Annotated in this window: 15 protein-coding genes and 2 rRNA genes; 9 read left to right on the forward strand and 8 right to left on the reverse strand. The window is 73.8% G+C overall.

Going from position 1 to position 17451, the window contains the following annotated elements; all coding sequences use genetic code 11:
- The 4 genes from ACFWIS_RS14505 to ACFWIS_RS14520 form a co-directional block, all read left to right on the forward strand.
- Positions 1-93 (forward strand): 23S ribosomal RNA (locus tag ACFWIS_RS14505); the annotation flags it as partial.
- A gap of 71 nt (positions 94-164) precedes the next feature.
- Positions 165-281 (forward strand): 5S ribosomal RNA (gene rrf, locus ACFWIS_RS14510).
- A 216-nt stretch (positions 282-497) separates the two neighbouring features.
- A complete protein-coding gene (locus tag ACFWIS_RS14515) occupies positions 498-905 on the forward strand; it encodes a YciI family protein (RefSeq protein ID WP_380453631.1) in 408 nt (135 codons plus the stop codon).
- Between the two features lie 8 nt (positions 906-913).
- Entirely contained in the window at positions 914-2071 is a 1158-nt protein-coding gene (locus ACFWIS_RS14520; protein WP_380453747.1) for an RNA polymerase sigma factor, read from the forward strand.
- A 27-nt stretch (positions 2072-2098) separates the two neighbouring features.
- On the opposite strand, the gene ACFWIS_RS14525 is transcribed toward ACFWIS_RS14520, so the two are convergent.
- The 5 genes from ACFWIS_RS14525 to ACFWIS_RS14545 all read right to left on the reverse strand — a co-directional run bounded on the left by ACFWIS_RS14525 (position 2099) and on the right by ACFWIS_RS14545 (position 7591).
- Positions 2099-3409 (reverse strand): DUF58 domain-containing protein, encoded by a 1311-nt coding sequence (locus tag ACFWIS_RS14525; protein WP_380453632.1) that lies wholly within the window; start codon positions 3407-3409, stop codon positions 2099-2101.
- 63 nt (positions 3410-3472) lie between these two features.
- The gene (locus ACFWIS_RS14530) at positions 3473-4453 is read right to left on the reverse strand and encodes an AAA family ATPase (RefSeq protein WP_380453749.1); all 981 of its coding nucleotides are present in this window, start codon (positions 4451-4453) and stop codon (positions 3473-3475) included.
- 26 nt (positions 4454-4479) lie between these two features.
- Entirely contained in the window at positions 4480-5733 is a 1254-nt protein-coding gene (locus ACFWIS_RS14535) for a DUF4350 domain-containing protein (RefSeq protein WP_380453633.1), read from the reverse strand.
- Entirely contained in the window at positions 5730-6431 is a 702-nt protein-coding gene (locus ACFWIS_RS14540; RefSeq protein WP_380453634.1) for a DUF4129 domain-containing protein, read from the reverse strand. The genes ACFWIS_RS14535 and ACFWIS_RS14540 overlap by 4 nt, the downstream gene beginning before the upstream one ends.
- Before the next feature lie 5 nt (positions 6432-6436).
- Entirely contained in the window at positions 6437-7591 is a 1155-nt protein-coding gene (locus ACFWIS_RS14545) for a hypothetical protein (protein WP_380453635.1), read from the reverse strand.
- A gap of 287 nt (positions 7592-7878) precedes the next feature.
- Here ACFWIS_RS14545 and mtrA point away from each other — a divergent pair, with 287 nt between their 5' ends.
- The 3 genes from mtrA (at position 7879) to ACFWIS_RS14560 (ending at position 12521) form a co-directional block, all read left to right on the forward strand.
- A complete protein-coding gene (gene mtrA, locus ACFWIS_RS14550; protein ID WP_030283937.1) occupies positions 7879-8556 on the forward strand; it encodes an MtrAB system response regulator MtrA in 678 nt (225 codons plus the stop codon).
- Positions 8557-8680: 124 nt separating this feature from the next.
- On the forward strand, positions 8681-10663 hold the full coding sequence (mtrB, locus tag ACFWIS_RS14555) for an MtrAB system histidine kinase MtrB (protein WP_380453638.1): 1983 nt from the start codon (positions 8681-8683) through the stop codon (positions 10661-10663).
- Positions 10638-12521, forward strand: a complete 1884-nt coding sequence (locus ACFWIS_RS14560) for an LpqB family beta-propeller domain-containing protein (RefSeq protein ID WP_380453640.1) — start codon at positions 10638-10640, stop codon at positions 12519-12521. Before mtrB ends, ACFWIS_RS14560 begins: the two co-directional genes overlap by 26 nt.
- Positions 12522-12536: 15 nt before the next feature.
- On the opposite strand, the gene ACFWIS_RS14565 is transcribed toward ACFWIS_RS14560, so the two are convergent.
- Positions 12537-13259 carry a ComF family protein gene (locus ACFWIS_RS14565; RefSeq protein WP_380453642.1) on the reverse strand — a complete coding sequence of 241 codons (723 nt, stop codon included), beginning with the start codon at positions 13257-13259 and terminating at the stop codon, positions 12537-12539.
- A 378-nt stretch (positions 13260-13637) separates the two neighbouring features.
- On the opposite strand from ACFWIS_RS14565, the gene hpf reads away from it, so the two are divergent.
- Positions 13638-14333: a ribosome hibernation-promoting factor, HPF/YfiA family gene (hpf, locus tag ACFWIS_RS14570; protein WP_380453644.1), complete on the forward strand. Its 696-nt coding sequence runs from the start codon at positions 13638-13640 to the stop codon at positions 14331-14333.
- Between the two features lie 240 nt (positions 14334-14573).
- Positions 14574-15332 carry a response regulator transcription factor gene (locus ACFWIS_RS14575; protein ID WP_363433966.1) on the forward strand — a complete coding sequence of 253 codons (759 nt, stop codon included), beginning with the start codon at positions 14574-14576 and terminating at the stop codon, positions 15330-15332.
- A 21-nt stretch (positions 15333-15353) separates the two neighbouring features.
- Here the strand turns inward: ACFWIS_RS14575 and ACFWIS_RS14580 are convergent, their stop codons facing one another.
- Both ACFWIS_RS14580 and ACFWIS_RS14585 read right to left on the reverse strand, forming a co-directional pair.
- The gene (locus tag ACFWIS_RS14580; RefSeq protein WP_380453646.1) at positions 15354-16577 is read right to left on the reverse strand and encodes a winged helix-turn-helix domain-containing protein; all 1224 of its coding nucleotides are present in this window, start codon (positions 16575-16577) and stop codon (positions 15354-15356) included.
- A gap of 100 nt (positions 16578-16677) precedes the next feature.
- Positions 16678-17244 carry a GNAT family N-acetyltransferase gene (locus ACFWIS_RS14585; RefSeq protein WP_380453648.1) on the reverse strand — a complete coding sequence of 189 codons (567 nt, stop codon included), beginning with the start codon at positions 17242-17244 and terminating at the stop codon, positions 16678-16680.
- Positions 17245-17451 lie beyond the last annotated feature (207 nt).

Consider the following 17451-nt stretch of genomic DNA (forward strand, 5'->3'; position numbering starts at 1 on the left):
GGCTCCCAGTAGACGACTGGGTTGATAGGCCGGATATGGAAGCCCTGTAAGGGGTGGAGTTGACCGGTACTAATAGGCCGAGGGCTTGTCCTCAGTTGCTCGCGTCCACTGTGTTGTTCTGAAACAACGACCGCCTTGTCGGCGGGTCGACAGTTTCATAGTGTTTCGGTGGTCATAGCGTGAGGGAAACGCCCGGTTACATTCCGAACCCGGAAGCTAAGCCTCACAGCGCCGATGGTACTGCAGGGGGGACCCTGTGGGAGAGTAGGACGCCGCCGAACAATTCTTCAGAAAAGGCCCACCCGGGTTTCCGGGTGGGCCTTTTCGCGTTTCCGGCGGAAACGGGATCCAGCAAAGCGGCACTCGGGGGACGGGAACGGGGGAGCGGGGGATCCCGGAAAAGATCTTGGCCGGCCGTGTCGAGAACCCTTCACCTGCTCCGTCCCCGGGGTGGACGCGGCCACAATGGGTCGCACCAGCACCGAAGGAGAAGCACGATGGCCAAGTACCTGCTGCTCAAGCACTACCGCGGTGGCCCCGCGCCGATCGACTGCGCGCCGATGGACCAGTGGACGCCGGAGGAGGTCACGGCGCACATCAAGTACATGCAGGACTTCGCGGCCCGGCTGGAGCAGACCGGTGAGTTCGTCGACGCCCAGGCGCTCGCCCCGGAGGGGACGTGGGTCCGGTTCGACGGCGAGGGGCGTCCGCCGGTGACCGACGGTCCGTTCGCCGAGACCAAGGACCTCATCGCCGGCTGGATGGTGATCGACGTCGACAGCTACGAGCGCGCGCTGGAGCTGGCCGGGGAGCTGTCCGCGGCCCCCGGAGCCGGGGGCGAACCGATCCACGAGTGGCTGGAGCTCCGTCCGTTCCTGGCCATGCCGCCGACCATCACGGAGTGACCTCCCCGATGAACGAGGCCCTGATCCGGAGCCTCACCCCAGGTGTGCTCGGTGTTCTCGTCCGCCGCGGAGCCGATTTCGCGGCGGCCGAGGACGCCGTGCAGGAGGCGCTGGTGGAGGCGGTGCGCGTCTGGGAGCGCGATCGGCCGAGGGATCCCAAGGGCTGGCTGGTCACCGTCGCCTGGCGGAAGTTCCTCGACGCGGCCCGGGCGGACACCGCCCGCCGACGGCGGGAGGACCAGGTCGAGCGGGAGCCGGAGCCCGGGCCGGCGGCCGAGCTGGACGACACGTTGCAGCTCTACTTCCTGTGCGCCCACCCGTCGTTGACGCCGTCCTCGGCGGTGGCGCTCACCCTGCGGGCGCTGGGCGGGCTGACCACCCGGCAGATCGCCCGGGCCTACCTGGTGCCCGAGGCGACCATGGCGCAGCGGATCAGCCGGGCCAAGCGGACCGTCTCGGCCGTCCGGTTCGATCAGCCGGGCGATGTCGCCACCGTGCTGCGCGTCCTCTACCTGGTCTTCAACGAGGGCTACTCCGGTGACGTCGACCTCGCCGCCGAGGCGATCCGGCTGACCCGGCAGTTGGCGGCGGCCATCGACCACCCGGAGGTGGCGGGGCTGCTGGCGCTGATGCTGCTGCACCACGCCCGGCGGGCCGGCCGGACCGCGCCGGACGGCAGTCTGGTCCCGCTCGCCGAGCAGGACCGCGGCCGCTGGGACACCGGGCTGATCGCCGAGGGCGTCGTGATCCTGCAGACCGCCCTGGCCCGGGACCGGCTGGGCGAGTTCCAGGTCCAGGCGGCCATCGCGGCGCTGCACGCGGACGCGCCCACCGCCGGGGAGACGGACTGGGTGCAGATCGTCGAGTGGTACGACGAGTTGGTGCGGCTGACGGACAGTCCGGTGGTGCGACTCAACCGCGCGGTGGCAGTCGGCGAGGCCGACGGGCCGCGGGCCGGGTTGGTGGCGCTCGGGGAGTTGGACGGCTCGCTGCCCCGGTACGCCGCCACCGCGGCCTACCTCCACGAGCGTGATGGGGACTTGGCTACGGCGGCCCGGCTGTACGCCGAGGCGGCCCGCCAGGCGTCCAACCTCGCCGAGCGCGATCACCTGACGCGCCAGGCCGCCCGGCTCAATGCCCGGCTCAACGCCCGCCGCAGCGGCTGACCCCGGCGGCTGACCCCGGCGGCCGGTTCAGAGTCGGCCGGCCGCCTTGAGCGCCAGGTAGGCGTCCGCCAGGGCCGGGGCGATCTGGGCGGGCGGCGCGTCGAGAACGGTGACGCCGTGCCGGGTGAGCCGGTCGGCGGTCTGCCGCCGGTCGGCGCGGGTCTGCTCGGCGGCGGCGGCCCCGTAGACGGCCTCCACGGTGCCGCGGCCGGCCGCCAGCACGTCCAGGTGCGGGTCGGCGACGGAGGCCAGGACGACCTCGTGGCGCTTGGTCAGCAGTGGCAGCAGCGGGCGCAGGCCGTCCTCGACGGGCGCCGCGTCCAGGCCGGTGAGCAGGACGATCAGTGAGCGGTGCGGGGCCATCTTGAGCGCGGTGGAGACCAGCGAGCGCATGTCGGTCTCGTGCAGCGCGGGCTCCAGCAGGGCCATGGCGTTGGTGAAGGCCGGCAGGATCTCGCTGGGCGAACTGCCGATGACCGAGGCGCGCTTGCGGGCGTCGTGGGCTAGCAGGTCGACCCGGTCACCGGCCCGGGTGGCGAGGGCGGTGATCAGCAGGGCGGCGTCGAGGGCGGCGTCCAGGCGGGGGGCGTCGCCGACCCGGCCGGCCGAGGTGCGGCCGGTGTCGAGGACGACGAGGATGTGCCGGTCGCGTTCGGGGCGCCAGGTGCGGACGGCGACGGTGTTGCGGCGGGCGCTGGCGCGCCAGTCGATCGAGCGGACGTCGTCGCCGGGCAGGTACTCCCGCAGCGAGTCGAACTCGGTGCCCTGGCCTCGGGTCAACACCGAGGTGCGGCCGTCGAGTTCGCGCAGCCGGGCGAGCCGGGAGGGCAGGTGCTTGCGGCTGTTGAACGGGGGGAGGGCACGGACCGTCCAGGGGACGTGGTGGGAGCCCTGGCGGCCGGCCAGGCCGAGCGGGCCGAGCGAGCGGACCGTCACCCGGTGGGCGCGGTGGTCGCCGCGCCGGCCCGGGGTGAGGACGGAGACGGCCCGGCGCCGTTCGCCGCCGGGGACGGCGAGGGTGTGCCGGGAGGCGGTCTCGGCGGTGCCGGGGCGCCACGCGGAGGGGGCCCAGGCGTCCCGGATCAGCGCCCGGAGCGGCCGCCCGGAGGGGTTGGTGACGGTGAGTTCGACCGAGGCGTCGTCGCCGAGCCGGACGGTGGTGTCGCCGCTCCGGACGATCCGCAGACTGCGGACGGGGGCGGCGAGCACCAGGTCGACCAGGACGGCGAGCAGCAGCGCGCCGGTGACGGCCCCGATCCCGGTCCAGGAGGGCAGCAGCAGGCCCACGAAGAGCGCGCCGAGCGCGGCGATCAGGGCGGTTCGCCCGGTGAGGGCCATGCGGGGTGCGCTCCTTCGGAAGCCCGGTGGATTCGAGGACCCGGTACGCCTACCGGTGGTGGATCAGCGGGGGGCGGGCGTCTGGGCGAGGACGGCCTGGATGACGGAGTCGGCGGTGACGCCCTCCATCTCGGCCTCGGCGCGCAGCGCGACCCGGTGCCGCAGGGTGGGCAGGGCGAGGGCCTTGACGTCGTCCGGGGTGACGTAGTCCCGCCCGGCCAGCCAGGCCCAGGCGCGCGAGGCGGCGAGCAGCGCGGTGGCGCCGCGAGGGGAGACGCCGATGGACAGCGACGGGGACTGCCGGGTGGCCCGGCAGAGGTCGACGATGTACGCCAGGACCTCGGGCGAGACGGTCAGCCGGGCGATCTGCTCGCGGGCGGCGGCGAGGTGCTCGGGCCCGGCGACCGGGCGGACGCCGGCGGCGGCGAGGTCCTTGGGGTCGAAGCCGGAGGCGTGCCGGGACAGCACCTGGAACTCCTGGTCGCGGTCGGGCAGCGGCAGGATCAGCTTGAGCAGGAAGCGGTCCAGCTGGGCCTCGGGCAGCGGGTAGGTGCCCTCGTACTCGACCGGGTTCTGGGTCGCGGCGACCAGGAACGGGACGGGCAGCGCGCGGGGCTCGCCGTCGACGGTGACCTGCCGTTCCTCCATGGCCTCCAGCAGGGAGGCCTGGGTCTTCGGCGGGGTGCGGTTGATCTCGTCGGCCAGCAGCAGGTTGGTGAAGATCGGGCCGGGCTGGAAGGAGAACTCGGCGGTGCGGGCGTCGTAGACGAGCGAGCCGGTGACGTCGCCGGGCATCAGGTCGGGGGTGAACTGGATGCGCTTGGTCTCCAGGCTGAGCGCCGTGGACAGGGTGCGGACCAGCAGGGTCTTGGCGACGCCGGGGACGCCCTCCAGCAGCACGTGGCCGCCGCAGAGCAGCGCCACCACCAGGCCGGTGACGGCGGCGTCCTGGCCGACCACGGCCTTGCCGATCTCGGCGCGCAGGGCGGTCAGCGCCGTGCGCGGGTCGGTGGCGGGGGTAGCGGGTGCCGTGGCGGGGGTGATGCGGAGCTGGGCGGTTGCCTGTTCGGTCACGGGTTCCGTACCTGCCTTTCGAGGGCGTCGAGATCGTCGGCGAGCCGCAGCAGCGCGGCGTCGTCGGTCGGGGGCGGGCCGTACAGCAGGGCCCGGACGTCCCCGGCGGGTCGTTCGGGGAGGCGGCCGGCGACGGCCGCGCAGAGTGCCTCCGGCTCGGGTGCGCCGGCCTGCAGCGGGACGCCGAGGGCGGGGGCGAGGCGGTGGGCGGCGGCCCGGCGCAGGGCGTCGGCGGCGCGGCCGCGGGCCCTGGCCCGCCGGTAGAGACGGGCGCGGCCCTCGGTGGTCTCGGCGGCGCGGACCACCACGGGCAGGTTCTCGCTGACCACCGGCCCGAGTCGGCGGGCGCGCCAGAGGGCGGCGAGCACGGCGGCGACGGCGAGCTGGTAGAGCGCCCAGTGCCAGCCCTTCGGAATGAAGTCGCCGAAGGTCTTGTGCTGGGTACCGGCGGCGACCGGCGCGGAGTAGTCGGGCAGGTGCCAGGTGAGGCGGGGCTGCGCGCCGAGCAGGCCGAGCGCGAGCGAGGCGTTGCCGTCCTCGGCGAGGTGGCCGTTCGCCAGGAACTGGCCGCTGCCGAGCACGATGACGTCGCCGCCCCCGCTGGGGGTGCTGACCAGCGGGTAGCCGTGGCCGTGCGAGTAGCAGCCGTCGCCGCGGCTGCCGCTGGTGTAGAGCGTGCCGCCCATCGAGGCGGTGCCGGCCCGGACGGCCTCGGGCAGTTCGCAGCCCGGGCGGATGCTGCGGACGGCCGCGAACGGACCGCCACTGGCGTCCTCGGCGACGCGGATGCCGGGGGCGAGCTCGTGAAGGGCGGCCGGGCCCGGGTTGATCAGGACCAGCCGCTGGTGCCGGGCGGCGGCGACCGCGCGCAGCTGGGCCGGGCTGAGCAGGTCGGGTTCGGGCAGGAGCAGGGTGTCGGCGCCGTTCGCCGGGGCCGCGGGGTCGGTGTTGAGGTCGGCCTTGACGCCCTGGCGTTCGAGTAGCGCGACCACGGCGTGGGAGCCGTCGGCGTCGTAGGAGCGCGGGTCGTTCGGCGGGTAGCGGTGGCCCTGGTTGACGACGGCGAGGCCGATGGCGGCGACCAGCAGGACGGCGAGGAAGAGCAGGTACCAGCGGGCCCGGCGGAGCAGGCCGCGCCCGGTGGGGGCGAGGCTGGTCGGCGTGGCGTCGGTGGCCTGCTCGGCGGGTCGCTCGGCAGATGGCTCGGCAGGTCGTTCGGCGGCGGGGGGAGCCGGGGCGGTGCTGGTCATGCCGCTCCTCCCGGGGTCGGGGTCGGGGCCGGGGCGGTGGCCGTGACGGGGGTGTGGACCGGACGGGTGCGCTCCAGCGTCCGGTCGAGGTCCAGCAGCAGCCGGTAGGCGGCCTGGTCGGCGGTGCGCTCGCCGTACGCGATGTCGTCGAAGGCGCGGGCCGCGGCGGTCAGTTCGGCGGCGTGCTCGGGCAGGGCCCGGCCGGCTTCGGCGGCGGCCTCGTCGGCGGTGCGGCCGGGCCGGTTGTCGAGCAGGGTGCGCTCCTCCAGGGCCCGGACCAGCGCGCGCATCTGCTCGCGGACGGCTTCGGCCCAGCGCCCCGCGGCGGCGTGTCCGGCGGCGTCGGCGCGGTACCGGGCGGCGCTGCGCGGGCCCTCGGCGCCGTACACGCCGACGACGGTGCGGGCGGCGCGCTTGGGCGCGCCGAGGCGCCACCAGACGGCGGCGGCGATCACCACGGCGACGATCAGGAAGAGCACCAGGCCGGTGCTGCCGTCGGTGCCGCCGGCGGAGATGGTGCCCACGGCGCGGTCGATGTGGTCCCAGATCCAGTCGACGACGCGTTCCAGGACACCCGGGTCGTTCTTGTGGTACTCGGCGTTGAGCAGCTCGTCGCGGGCGGCGTCACGGGCCGGGTCACGCGGAACGGTGACCGGGGCGCCGCCGGCGGCGAGGAGCCTGTCCCCCCAGATAGGCATCCGGTTCAGCGCCTCGCCGGAGTCTGGTCGGCCGGGTCGTTCCAGCCGGGGCCGCCCGGCTCGGCCAGTCCGGCGGCGCGGGCGAGTTCGATGTCCAGGGCCTCGCGGCGGATCCGCTGGTCGATGTAGACCAGCACGCTGACGGCGGCCAGGAAGGGGGTGGACAGCGCGGAGGAGATGATCCCGGAGATCGCGGTCATCACCATCATGCCGATGGACTCGTGGGCGGTGTCGCTCAGCCGGTCCAGGGAGCCGAAGCCCAGTACCAGGCCGATGAAGCGGAACGGGACGGCGAACGTCACCCCGACGATCCCGGCCAGCACCCGGCTCAGCAGGACGATGCCGAGGATCCGCCACCAGGAGCCGCGGGCCAGCCGCCGGGAGCGCGACAGCGCGGTCAGCACGCCCTGCTTCTCCAGCATCAGTGCGGGGGCGGCCAGGCTGTAGCGGATCAGCAGCCAGAGGGCGACCGGGACGGTCAGCAGGCCGACCAGGAACAGCAGGGAGACGGTGGCGGGGGTGTCGGCGCCGCCGGCGCTGTAGCCGAGCAGCGGGGTGAAGCCGAGCAGCACCACGCCGGCGCTCATCAGGGTGGTGAGCACGGTGAGCCCGAGCAGCTGCAGCAGCCGGGGGCGGGCGTCGCGCCAGGCGTCCCCGGCGGTCACCGACCGGCCGAGGACGGCGCGGCTGACCACGATGGTGAGCAGGGCGACGGCGAGCGCGTCGAGCACCAGTGTCAGCGGCATGCTGACGAGCACGGTGAGCAGCTGGGTGGAGGCGCCGGTGCGGCCCCTGACCAGGAGCGCGGCGACGAAGGCGCCGGCCTGGTCGAGCACGGCGACGCCGAGCGAGAGGGTGAGCGCGGTGCGCCAGTGCCGGCGGACGGTGGTGACGGCGCCGTCGAGCAGTTCGCCGACGCTGAGCGGGCGCAGCGGGATGACGCCGGGCCGGGGGCTGCGCGGGACGTCCCAGCCGTACGGGCCGCGGCCGGGCGGCTGGGCACCCCGGTTCGGCTGTCCGTACTGTGCGTCCCGGCCGGGGGTGGCCTGAGGGGGTGCCGACGGCCCGGGCACGGCGGCGGGCGCGTCGGCCGGGGGCCGGGCGCCGTCGCGGGGCGGCTCGGACGAGCTGGGCGAGGCCCAGCCCGGAGTGTCGGTCATCACTGCTCCTCGGAGGGCGTCACTGGGCGCGGCTCCGGGCGGATCTTTCGCCCGCGCGCAGCGCCCATCGTGCCATGGGGCCCGGAGACGCCCCAGGGGTATCCGGTTGCTGATCGGCAACAGGGGCCGCCGGGGGGTTCGACGGCGGGTGCCGGACGGTTCGGAGGCACTTCGGCGGGGGCTATTCGCCCGGTATGGCCGGAATTCGACGGCGGGCGAGTTGGCCGTTGTGGAGCATTGGCACTGCTGTGCGGCAGGTCACAATCCGGTAATGAGAAGATGGACCCATGAAGGGACGCGTCCTCGTCGTTGATGACGACTCCGCACTGGCCGAGATGCTCGGCATCGTGCTGCGTGGTGAGGGTTTTGAGCCGTTTTTCGTCGCGGATGGGGACAAGGCGCTAGCCGCGTTCCGGGAGAGCAAGCCCGATCTGGTCCTGCTCGACCTGATGCTGCCCGGCCGGGACGGCATCGACGTATGCCGGCAGATCCGGGCGGAGTCCGGCGTGCCGATCGTCATGCTGACCGCGAAGACCGACACGGTCGACGTCGTGGTGGGCCTGGAGTCCGGCGCCGACGACTATGTCACCAAGCCGTTCAAGCCCAAGGAGCTGGTGGCCCGGGTGCGAGCCCGGCTGCGGCGTGCCGAGGAGCCGACGCCCGAGCAGCTGACCATCGGCGACCTGGTGATCGACGTGGCCGGCCACTCGGTGAAGCGGGACGGGCGGAGCATCCCGCTGACCCCGCTGGAGTTCGACCTGCTGGTCGCGCTGGCCCGCAAGCCCTGGCAGGTGTTCACCCGGGAGGTGCTGCTGGAGCAGGTCTGGGGCTACCGCCACGCGGCGGACACCCGCCTGGTCAACGTCCACGTGCAGCGTCTGCGCTCCAAGATCGAGAAGGACCCGGAGCGCCCCGAGATCGTGGTGACCGTCCGCGGCGTCGGCTACAAGGCCGGACCCAGCTGAGGTGACGGACCGGGCTGAGGACACCCCGTCGGGTACCGCGACCGACGGGGCGGGGGCCGTGCGCGGGGACGTGCTGAGTTCCACCACCCGCCGCCGTCGCGGCCCGTCCGGAGTGTTCGGTCTGATGAAGCGACAGTTGCGGAGGCCCGCGCGCCGGGTGAGCGCGCTGTACCGCCGGTCGATCCAGCTGCGCGTGGTCGCGGTGTCCCTGCTGGCCTCCATCGCGGTGGTCCTGGTGCTGGGCGTGGTCGTGGTGGCGCAGGTGCGCAACGGCCTGCTCGACACCAAGATCGACGCGGCCCGGGCGCAGGCCCGGATCGGCTTCCAGGTCGAGCAGAAGAAGATCGACGAGGCCCGGGACCAGGCCCTGCGCGGCGCCGTCGACCCGAGCACCGGTGAGGCCGGCACCTGGCTGCTGCGCCAGGTCAACGACCTGGCCGCGAGCGGGCAGACGGTCTACTCGGTGATCGCGATGGCCCCCGGCACCGGGGCGGTCGTCCCGGACAGCGCCGGCTTCGCGCCCCGCTACTCGGGCGACATCCAGCCCAGCAGCGTCCCGGACACCCTGCGGGCCAAGCTCATCGAAGAGCCCGGGCAGATGTTCGACCAGCCGACCCGGATCCACCGCTCGCCCGAGGCGGGCGGCAAGAGCGAGCCCGGACTGGCCCTCGGCATGCAGTTCGTCGGCCCGGCCGACACCAGCTACCAGCTGTTCTACGTGTTCTCCTTCGGCCAGGAGACCGACACCCTCAACCTGATCACCGGCACCCTGGCGACCGCCGGCGTCTTCGTGGTGATCCTGATGGGCGGCATCGCCTGGGTCGTGGTGCGCCAGGTCGTCACGCCGGTCCGGATGGCGGCAGGCATCTCCGAGCGGCTCGCCGACGGGCACCTGGAAGAGCGGATGAAGGTGACCGGGACGGACGACATCGCCCGCCTCGGGGAGTCGTACAACCGGATGGCCAATGCCCTGCAGGCGCAGATCCGCCAGCTGGAGGAGCTGTCCCGGGTGCAGCGGCGCTTCGTCTCGGACGTCTCGCACGAACTGCGCACCCCGCTGACCACCGTCCGGATGGCCGCCGACCTGATCTACGACAGCCGCGAGGACCTCGACCCGATGGCGGCCCGCTCGGCGGAGCTGCTGCAGGGCCAGCTGGACCGCTTCGAGTCGCTGCTGGCCGACCTGCTGGAGATCAGCCGCTTCGACGCCGGCGCCGCGATCCTGGACGCCGAACCGGTCGACCTGCGCGAGATCGTCGCCCGGGTGGTGGAGGCCGCCGACCCGCTGGCCGACGCCAAGGGCAGCACCGTGGTGATCCGCGGCGACGGCGAGCCGGTGCTGGCCGAGGTGGACTCCCGCCGGATCGAGCGCATCCTGCGCAACCTGGTGGTCAACGCGCTGGAGCACGGCGAGGGCCGCGACGTGGTGGTCCGGCTGGGTTCGGCGGACGGCGCGGTCGCGGTCGGCGTGCGCGACTACGGCATCGGCCTCAAGCCGGGCGAGGCGTCCCGGGTGTTCCACCGCTTCTGGCGGGCGGACCCGTCCCGGGTGCGCACCACCGGCGGCACCGGTCTGGGCCTGTCCATCGCGGTCGAGGACGCCCACCTGCACGGCGGCTGGCTCCAGGCCTGGGGCGAGCCCGGCGGCGGTTCGCACTTCCGGCTCACCCTGCCGCGCACCCGCGGCGGCGAGATCAACCGGGCGCCGTTCCGGCTGGAGCCGGAGGACTCACGCAACAACCGGGGCCTGGGCGCGTACGGCACGCCGTACCGGCGGGCGATCTCCCCGGCCGGCTCCACGGCGATGACCGCCGCCGAGGAGCAGAACGAGGCGCCGGAGGGGACGGGCAGCGGGCTGGGCAGCGGGCTCGGCGGGGTGCTGAACATCGGCCCCGGGCTGGGCCTGCGCCGGATGCCCGAGGGACCGCGTTCGGATCCCTCGGACGTCCGGACCGTGGGGGCCGGGTACGGCGCCACCGGCGCCCAGGTCATGGTGGACCCGACGCCCGGACGGCCGTCGGTGGCACAGCGGACGGCGGAACCGGACGCGACGGGTGGGACGGACCTGGAGGGGTCGCAGCGTGCGAAGGACGAGCAACAGGACTGAGCCGCGGCTCGTGGCGGTGGCCGGCGCGGTGCTCGGCGCCCTGGTGGCGAGCGGCTGCGCGGCCATGCCGGACTCCGGCGGCATCACCAAGGTGGAGCTGTCCCAGGGCTCGGCCGACAAGAACCTGCAGGCCAGGGTGTTCCCGGTGGCCCCCGGCAAGGGCGCCAAGCCGCGCGAGCTGCTGACCGGGTTCCTGGACGCGGTGACCGCGGACGAGGGGTACGAGACCGCGCGCAAGTACCTCACCGAGCACGCCGCCGCGACCTGGAACCCGGACGCGGGCATCCAGGTGCTCTCCGCCACGAAGATCCCGTCGGACCAGGTGGTCGGCGACAAGGACACCGAGTACTCCGAGACGGTGACCGGGCAGTTGGTCGCCAAGGTCGACGAGAGGCATTCGTACCTGCTGGTCACCGGGCAGAACAACAACGCCTTCGACTTCACCTTCACGCGCGAGGACGGTGAGTGGCGGATCGCCAAGCTGCCGCCCGGCGTGATCATGAACGAGACCAACTTCCGGAACAGTTTCCGGCAGGTCGAGCGCTTCTTCTACACCGCCCCCGACCCGTCCGCGCCCCCAGCGGGCGGCGGCGGTCAGGAAGTGCTGATAGCCGACCCGATCTACCTGCGGCGCCGGATCGATCCGCTGGCCTCGGCCGCCAAGGCACTGGTCGCCGGGCCGTCGAACTGGCTCTCGCCGGTGGCCCGGACGGCCTTCCCGAGCGGCACCACGGTCGACAAGGTGACCATCGACGACAGCCGGATCGCCCACGTGCAGCTCGGCGGCGCGGACCTCGGCGACGCGGTGGCCTGCCGCCGGATGGCGACCCAGCTCTTCTACACCTTCGCCGACCAGGGCAAGGGGCAGGTCGAGCGGCTGGAACTCAAGGGACAGCGGGGCTCCTGCACCGCCAGCCGCACCGACGACCCGGCCGTCGGCCCCGGCGCGCTGGCCGGGCGGCTGCCCGTGCAGCAGTACTACCAGCGCGCCGACAACGGCGTGCTGATGGCGGCCGACGAGGGGCGCAGCGGCGACCCGGTGCCCGGGGTGCTCGGCAAGCCGCACCCGAACGGCGCGCCCCAGCTGGGCACCGTCGCGGTCAGCCGGGACGGCTCCCAGGCCGCCGCGATCTCGGACGACGGCCACCAGCTCTACTCGGTGCCGCTGCAGCCCGGTACGGCGACGCTGCCCGAACCGGTGCTCAGCTCCCCGGCGAAGGCGGGCGCCAAGGACGACGGCCTCACCTCGCCCAGCTGGGACGGCCGCGGCGACCTCTGGGTGGTGGACCGCAATCCGCAGGCCCCGCGGGTGGTGATGGTGCGCGGCGGCAAGACGTACACCGTGTCGGTGACCGCGCAGACCGGGCAGCCGGTGCAGGGCGTGCAGGCGCTGAAGCTCTCCTCGGACGGCGCCCGGATCGCTCTGGTGGTCAAGTCGCCCGGGGTGAACGGAAGTTCGCTGATGTTCGGACTGGTGGAGCACGGCGGCACGCCGTCCGCGCCGACCGTGCGGATCACCGGGGTGCGCCCGGCGGCGCCGTCGCTGGTCGACGTCGCGTCGGTGTCCTGGGCGGAGACCGACCAATTGCTGGTGCTCGGCAAGGAGGCCGACCGCCCCCAGCAGTTGTACTACATCAGCACCGACGGCTCGCAGGGCACGGACAGTCAGCTGCAGACCGGCAACGGCCTGCCGTCCTCCCCGCAGTCCATCTCGACCGCGGAGTCCCGCGGGTACATCCTGGCCCAGCCCTCGCCGGTGCTCGCGGTGGCGGCGGGCACCGTCTACCGGCTGGTCAACAACCAGTGGCGGGAGGCCCAGTTGGTGGACAAGGCCCGCTCGTACTTCTACGCGGGCTGAGGCCGGACCGGCGCGCTAGTCCACCGGTCGCAGCTCGGTGGCCGCGACCGTGGCGCCGGCCCGGGCCGGCAGTCCGGCGTCGGCCAGCGCCCGGGCCGCCTCGGCCAGGCTCGCCCCGGTGGTCACCAGGTCGTCCACCAGCACCGGTTGACGGCCGGCCAGGCCCCGGCGGGCCCGTGGCAGGACGGTGAGCGCGCCGTGCAGGTTGCGCCGCCGCTCGGCGGCGTTCAGCCCGGTCTGGTCGGCGACCGGACGGGCGTGCCGCAGCAGCGGCGCGGCCCGGGCGTCCAGACCGGCCCGGCGCAGCGACCGGGCTGCGGCCCCGGCCAGCCGCAGCGTCGGGTCGTGGCCCCGGGCGCGCACCGCCGAACGGGCCGAGGGCATCGGCACCAGCAGCAGCGGCGCGGCCCCGGCCCGGGGCCCCAGGGCGGAGCGCACCGCCCGGCCGAGCACCTCGCCGAGCGGCCCGGCCAGCCGCAGCGCGCCCCGCTCCTTGTGGGCGAGCAGCAGTTGGCGCACCGGGTCGGTGTACGGCGTGGCCGCGTGCGCCCAGGGCAGCAGGGTGGGGCCGGGGCGGGCGGTGGCCAGGGCGTGCCGACAGGCCGGGCAGAGCTGGCTGCGCCGGGCCCCGCAGCCCGCGCAGTCGGCGGGGAGCAGGACGTCCAGCAGCCCGGCCAGTGCGTGGTCGAACGGTGTCCGTGGGGACGGCGGACGGTCGGGGGAGGGGGACGGCGGCACGGCTGCTCCTGGCGGCGGCAGGCACGGAGAGTCAGCAAAGGATCCGCCGTATGGGGGGCGTTGTCCAGGTATTTACCCTTACTTCACCCTCAGGAGGGTAGACAGGGTGCAACAGTTTGACCGCCCGTCCCCAGCACCGCCCGAAGTATCGGGTCATACCCACCGTTCCGCCCGGGGAGGCGAAAACCCCGCGCGAGGTGTTCGATAAGGCTCCAGGGGGTTTCAACCGTCCCTGATGGGGAGGAAGTGAGATGAGGGCCAGTCGTTCCCGCCGGTGGCGGGGGCGGGGGGCCGGCAGTGGATGGGCTGGTCCAGCTGGAGCTCAGTCCGGTCCGGTAGCACCCGGATCGGCGTCAGCACGAGGGATCGGAGTTCTGCGTGGACATCGTCGTCAAGGGCCGCAAGACCGAGGTGCCCAAGAGGTTCCGCGAGCACGTGGCCGAGAAGCTGGAGAAGGTCCAGAAGTTCGACGGCAAGGTGATCAGCCTCGACGTCGAGGTGTCCAAGGAGCACAACCCGCGGCAGGCCGACCGGTCGGACCGCGTGGAGATCACTCTTCGTACCCGTGGCCCGGTGATCCGGGCCGAAGCCGCGGCCGGCGACCCATACGCGGCGCTCGACCTCGCCTCGGCGAAGCTCGACGCGCAGCTGCGCAAGTCCGCGGACCGCCGCCGGGTGCACAAGGGCGGCGCGAACGGCCGCACCCCCATCAGCGTCGCCGAGGCGACCGCGGCCCTGGCCGCGCTGCCCGCAACGACGGCGCCGGAGGGCGAGACCAACGGAGCCGTCCGCAAGACCATGATGGGATCCCTGGAAGTGGAGGGCGAAGGCCCGCTGGTGGTCCGGGAGAAGACGCACTCGGCCGCCCCCATGGCGCTGGACCAGGCGCTCTACGAGATGGAGCTGGTCGGCCACGACTTCTACCTGTTCGTGGAGAAGGACAGCGGCCTGCCGAGCGTCGTCTACCGCCGGCACGGCTACCACTACGGCGTCATCCACGTGCAGCCGGACATGGCGGCAGGCGTGGCCAGTGGCGCGGGCGGTGCGATCGGCCGGTTCGACGACGAGGACTGACCGTCCCGGCAGTGACGATCGAGGGATGACCCCGGCGGCAGCAGGCCGCCGGGGTCACCGGCGTTCCGGGGCGTTCCGCCCGTACCGGACACCGCCCGGTGGGACGGGTTCGAACGGTGCTCGGGCCCGTTATGTCCGGGCGTCACCCGATGCGGGGGAATCGGCGGCGGAGGGTGACCGCGGCGGTGGCGGGGCGTGGAATGATTGGGCGCACGTCGACCCGCGAAGGGGGAGGAGCGGATGGGGGATCACTTCGGGCTGGGGCCCGCTGCGGGGCCGGTCACCGGGCTGCCACCGGGGCCGGAGGAGGAACCCGCGTACGCGCCGCGCCGGGGTGAGCCGATCCGCGTCCTGGTGGTGGACGACCACGCCCTGTTCCGCCGGGGACTGGAGATCGTCCTGGCGGAGGAGCCGGACATCAAGGTCGTCGGGGAGGCCGGGGACGGTGCCGAGGCGGTGCTGAAGGCCGCCGACCTGCTGCCCGACATCATCCTGATGGACGTCCGGATGCCGCGCCGCAGCGGGATCGAGGCCTGCACGGCGATCAAGGACGTGGCGCCCAGCACCAAGATCATCATGCTGACGATAAGCGACGAGGAGGCCGACCTCTACGAGGCGATCAAGGCGGGGGCCACCGGCTACCTCCTCAAGGAGATCTCCACCGACGAGGTCGCCACCGCGATCCGGGCGGTCGCCGACGGGCAGTCGCAGATCAGTCCGTCGATGGCCTCCAAGCTGCTCACCGAGTTCAAGTCGATGATCCAGCGGCGCTCCGACGACCGGGACCTGGTGCCGGCTCCCCGGCTCACCGACCGGGAGCTGGAGGTGCTGAAGCTGGTGGCCACCGGAATGAACAACAGGGAGATCGCCAAGGAGCTGTTCATCAGCGAGAACACCGTGAAGAACCACGTCCGCAACATCCTGGAGAAGTTGCAACTGCACTCCAGGATGGAGGCCGTGGTGTACGCGATGCGGGAGAAGATCCTCGAGATAGGGTGACCGCCGCTCGCCGCGGACGGCCTAGGCGGCGAGCAGCTTCTCCAGGGCCGGGCGCAGCCGTTCGTCGTGCAGCGCCTCGATCCGCACTCCGTCGCAGCCGACCCAGGTGGCCGCCTCGCGGAGTGCGGTGGCCAGCGCCTCGACCGGCCGGGCGCCCGGCCCGCGGTCGCGTCCGCGCTCGTCGGTCAGCGAGACCTGGCGGGCGACCAGGGTGCGCCCCTCCCGGGCCGGGTCGACCCGGCCGACCAGCCGGCCGCCGGCCAGCAGCGGCATCGCGAAGTAGCCGTGCACCCGCTTGTGCTTGGGGGTGTAGGCCTCCAGCCGGTGGGTCATCCCGAAGATCCGCTCGGTGCGGGCGCGGTCCCAGATCAGCGAGTCGAACGGCGAGAGCAGCGTGGCGCGGTGGCGCCCGCGCGGGGCGGTGGCCAGCGCCGCCGGGTCGGCCCAGGCCGGCGCCCCGGTGCCGCCCGGGCCCCAGCCCGCCACCTCGACCGGGACCAGTCCGGTGTCCGCCAGTACCGCGTCCAACTCCTCGGCGCGCAGCCGGTGGTAGTCCAGCAGGTCGGCCCGGGTGGCCACGCCGAGCGCGGCCCCGGCCTGGGCGACCAGGGTGCGCACGCACTCCTCGTCGGACCGGTCCTGGCCGAACAGGGCGTCGGGGACGGCCTGTTCGGCCAGCGCGTAGACCCGCTTCCAGCTCCGGCGCTCGGTGCAGACCACGTCCCCGAAGGCCAGCGCCCGCTCCACCGCGATCTTGGCGTCGGACCAGTCCCACCACTCGGAGGTCCGCTTGGCGCCGCCCAACTCGGTGGAGGTCAACGGCCCCTCGGCGCGCAGTCTGTCGAGCACCGCCCGGTACGCCTCCGGCGAGACCTGGTGGCTCCAGAGGTTCCCGCGGTCGCGGTAGCGGCGGCGCCGGAAGGCGAACAGCGGCCACTCCTCGACCGGCAGGACGCAGGCCGCGTGCGACCAGTACTCGAAGCTGGTGCCCGCACCCCAGTAGGCCGCCTCGACCGCCGGGCGGCCGACCGCGCCGAGCCGGGCGTAGGGCACCAGCTCGTGCGAGCGGGCCAGCACCGAGATGGTGTCCAGCTGGACCGCGCCCAGGTGCCGCAGCACCCCACGGACTCCGGCCCGGCGGTCGGGCGTGCCCAGCAGGCCCTGGGCGCGCAGGGCGATCCGGCGGGCGTCGTCGGCGCTCAGGACGGTGACGGGGGCGGGGTCGGCGGCGGAGGCGGCGGTCATGCCGGCGAGCGTAGCCGGGGGGACCGACAGCTGTGCCGGTGCCGGGCTCCGGCCCGGTACGGCTCCGGGGCGCGGTGCGGCTCCGGGGCCCGGTGCGGGCTCAGTCCAGGTCGGACGGGAGCAGCGAGGCGACCCAGGCGTCACGGAAGACCCCGCGCTGCTCGGCGTACGAGCGCAGCGTGCCCTCGTGGCGGTAGCCGATCCGCTCGGCGACCGCGCGCGAGCCCTCGTTGCCGACGTAGGCGAGCCACTGGAGGCGGCGCAGGCCGAGGTCGGTGAGCGCCCAGCGGGCGACCGCCCGGGCCGCCTCGACGGTGAGGCCGCGGCCGCGCTGCTCCTTCGCCGTCCACCAGCCGACCGAGGCGGCGGCCGGGTCGTCCGGCTTGCGGGTGACCGCCTGGGTGCCGACCAGCCGGTCCGTCCCGCGCTCGACCACGCACCAGATGAACTCGGTGCCGCCGGCCAGCCCGCCGGGGGCCAGGGTGCGGACGAAGAACTCGGCGTCCTCGCGGCGGTACGGGACCGGGACGACCGTCCAGCGCTGGATCTCGGCGTCCTGGCAGGCGGCGAGGATCGCGTCGACGTCCGACTCCCGCGGGGCTCGCAGGACCAGGCGGTCGGTGGTGAGGGTGGGGAGGACGGCGGGTTCGCCGGGCTGTTCTTCCATGGGTGGATTATTCGCCCCCAGCGGGAACGCGGGCATCCGAATATGCGGCCAACTCCCCGGTCCGCCGACCGTTTTGCCCCGGTGGGCGGTGCTATCGGTCCATGTGCACGCGCGGGTGACACGGGAATACCGTGCTGACGCACCTCCCGGCGCGTTGGACTCCTCGCATACGATGGCCCGTGCGGTGGGGTGGACCCCCCGTGCAGT

The sequence above is a fragment of the Kitasatospora sp. NPDC127060 genome (genome assembly GCF_042724935.1).
GTDB lineage: Bacteria > Actinomycetota > Actinomycetes > Streptomycetales > Streptomycetaceae > Kitasatospora.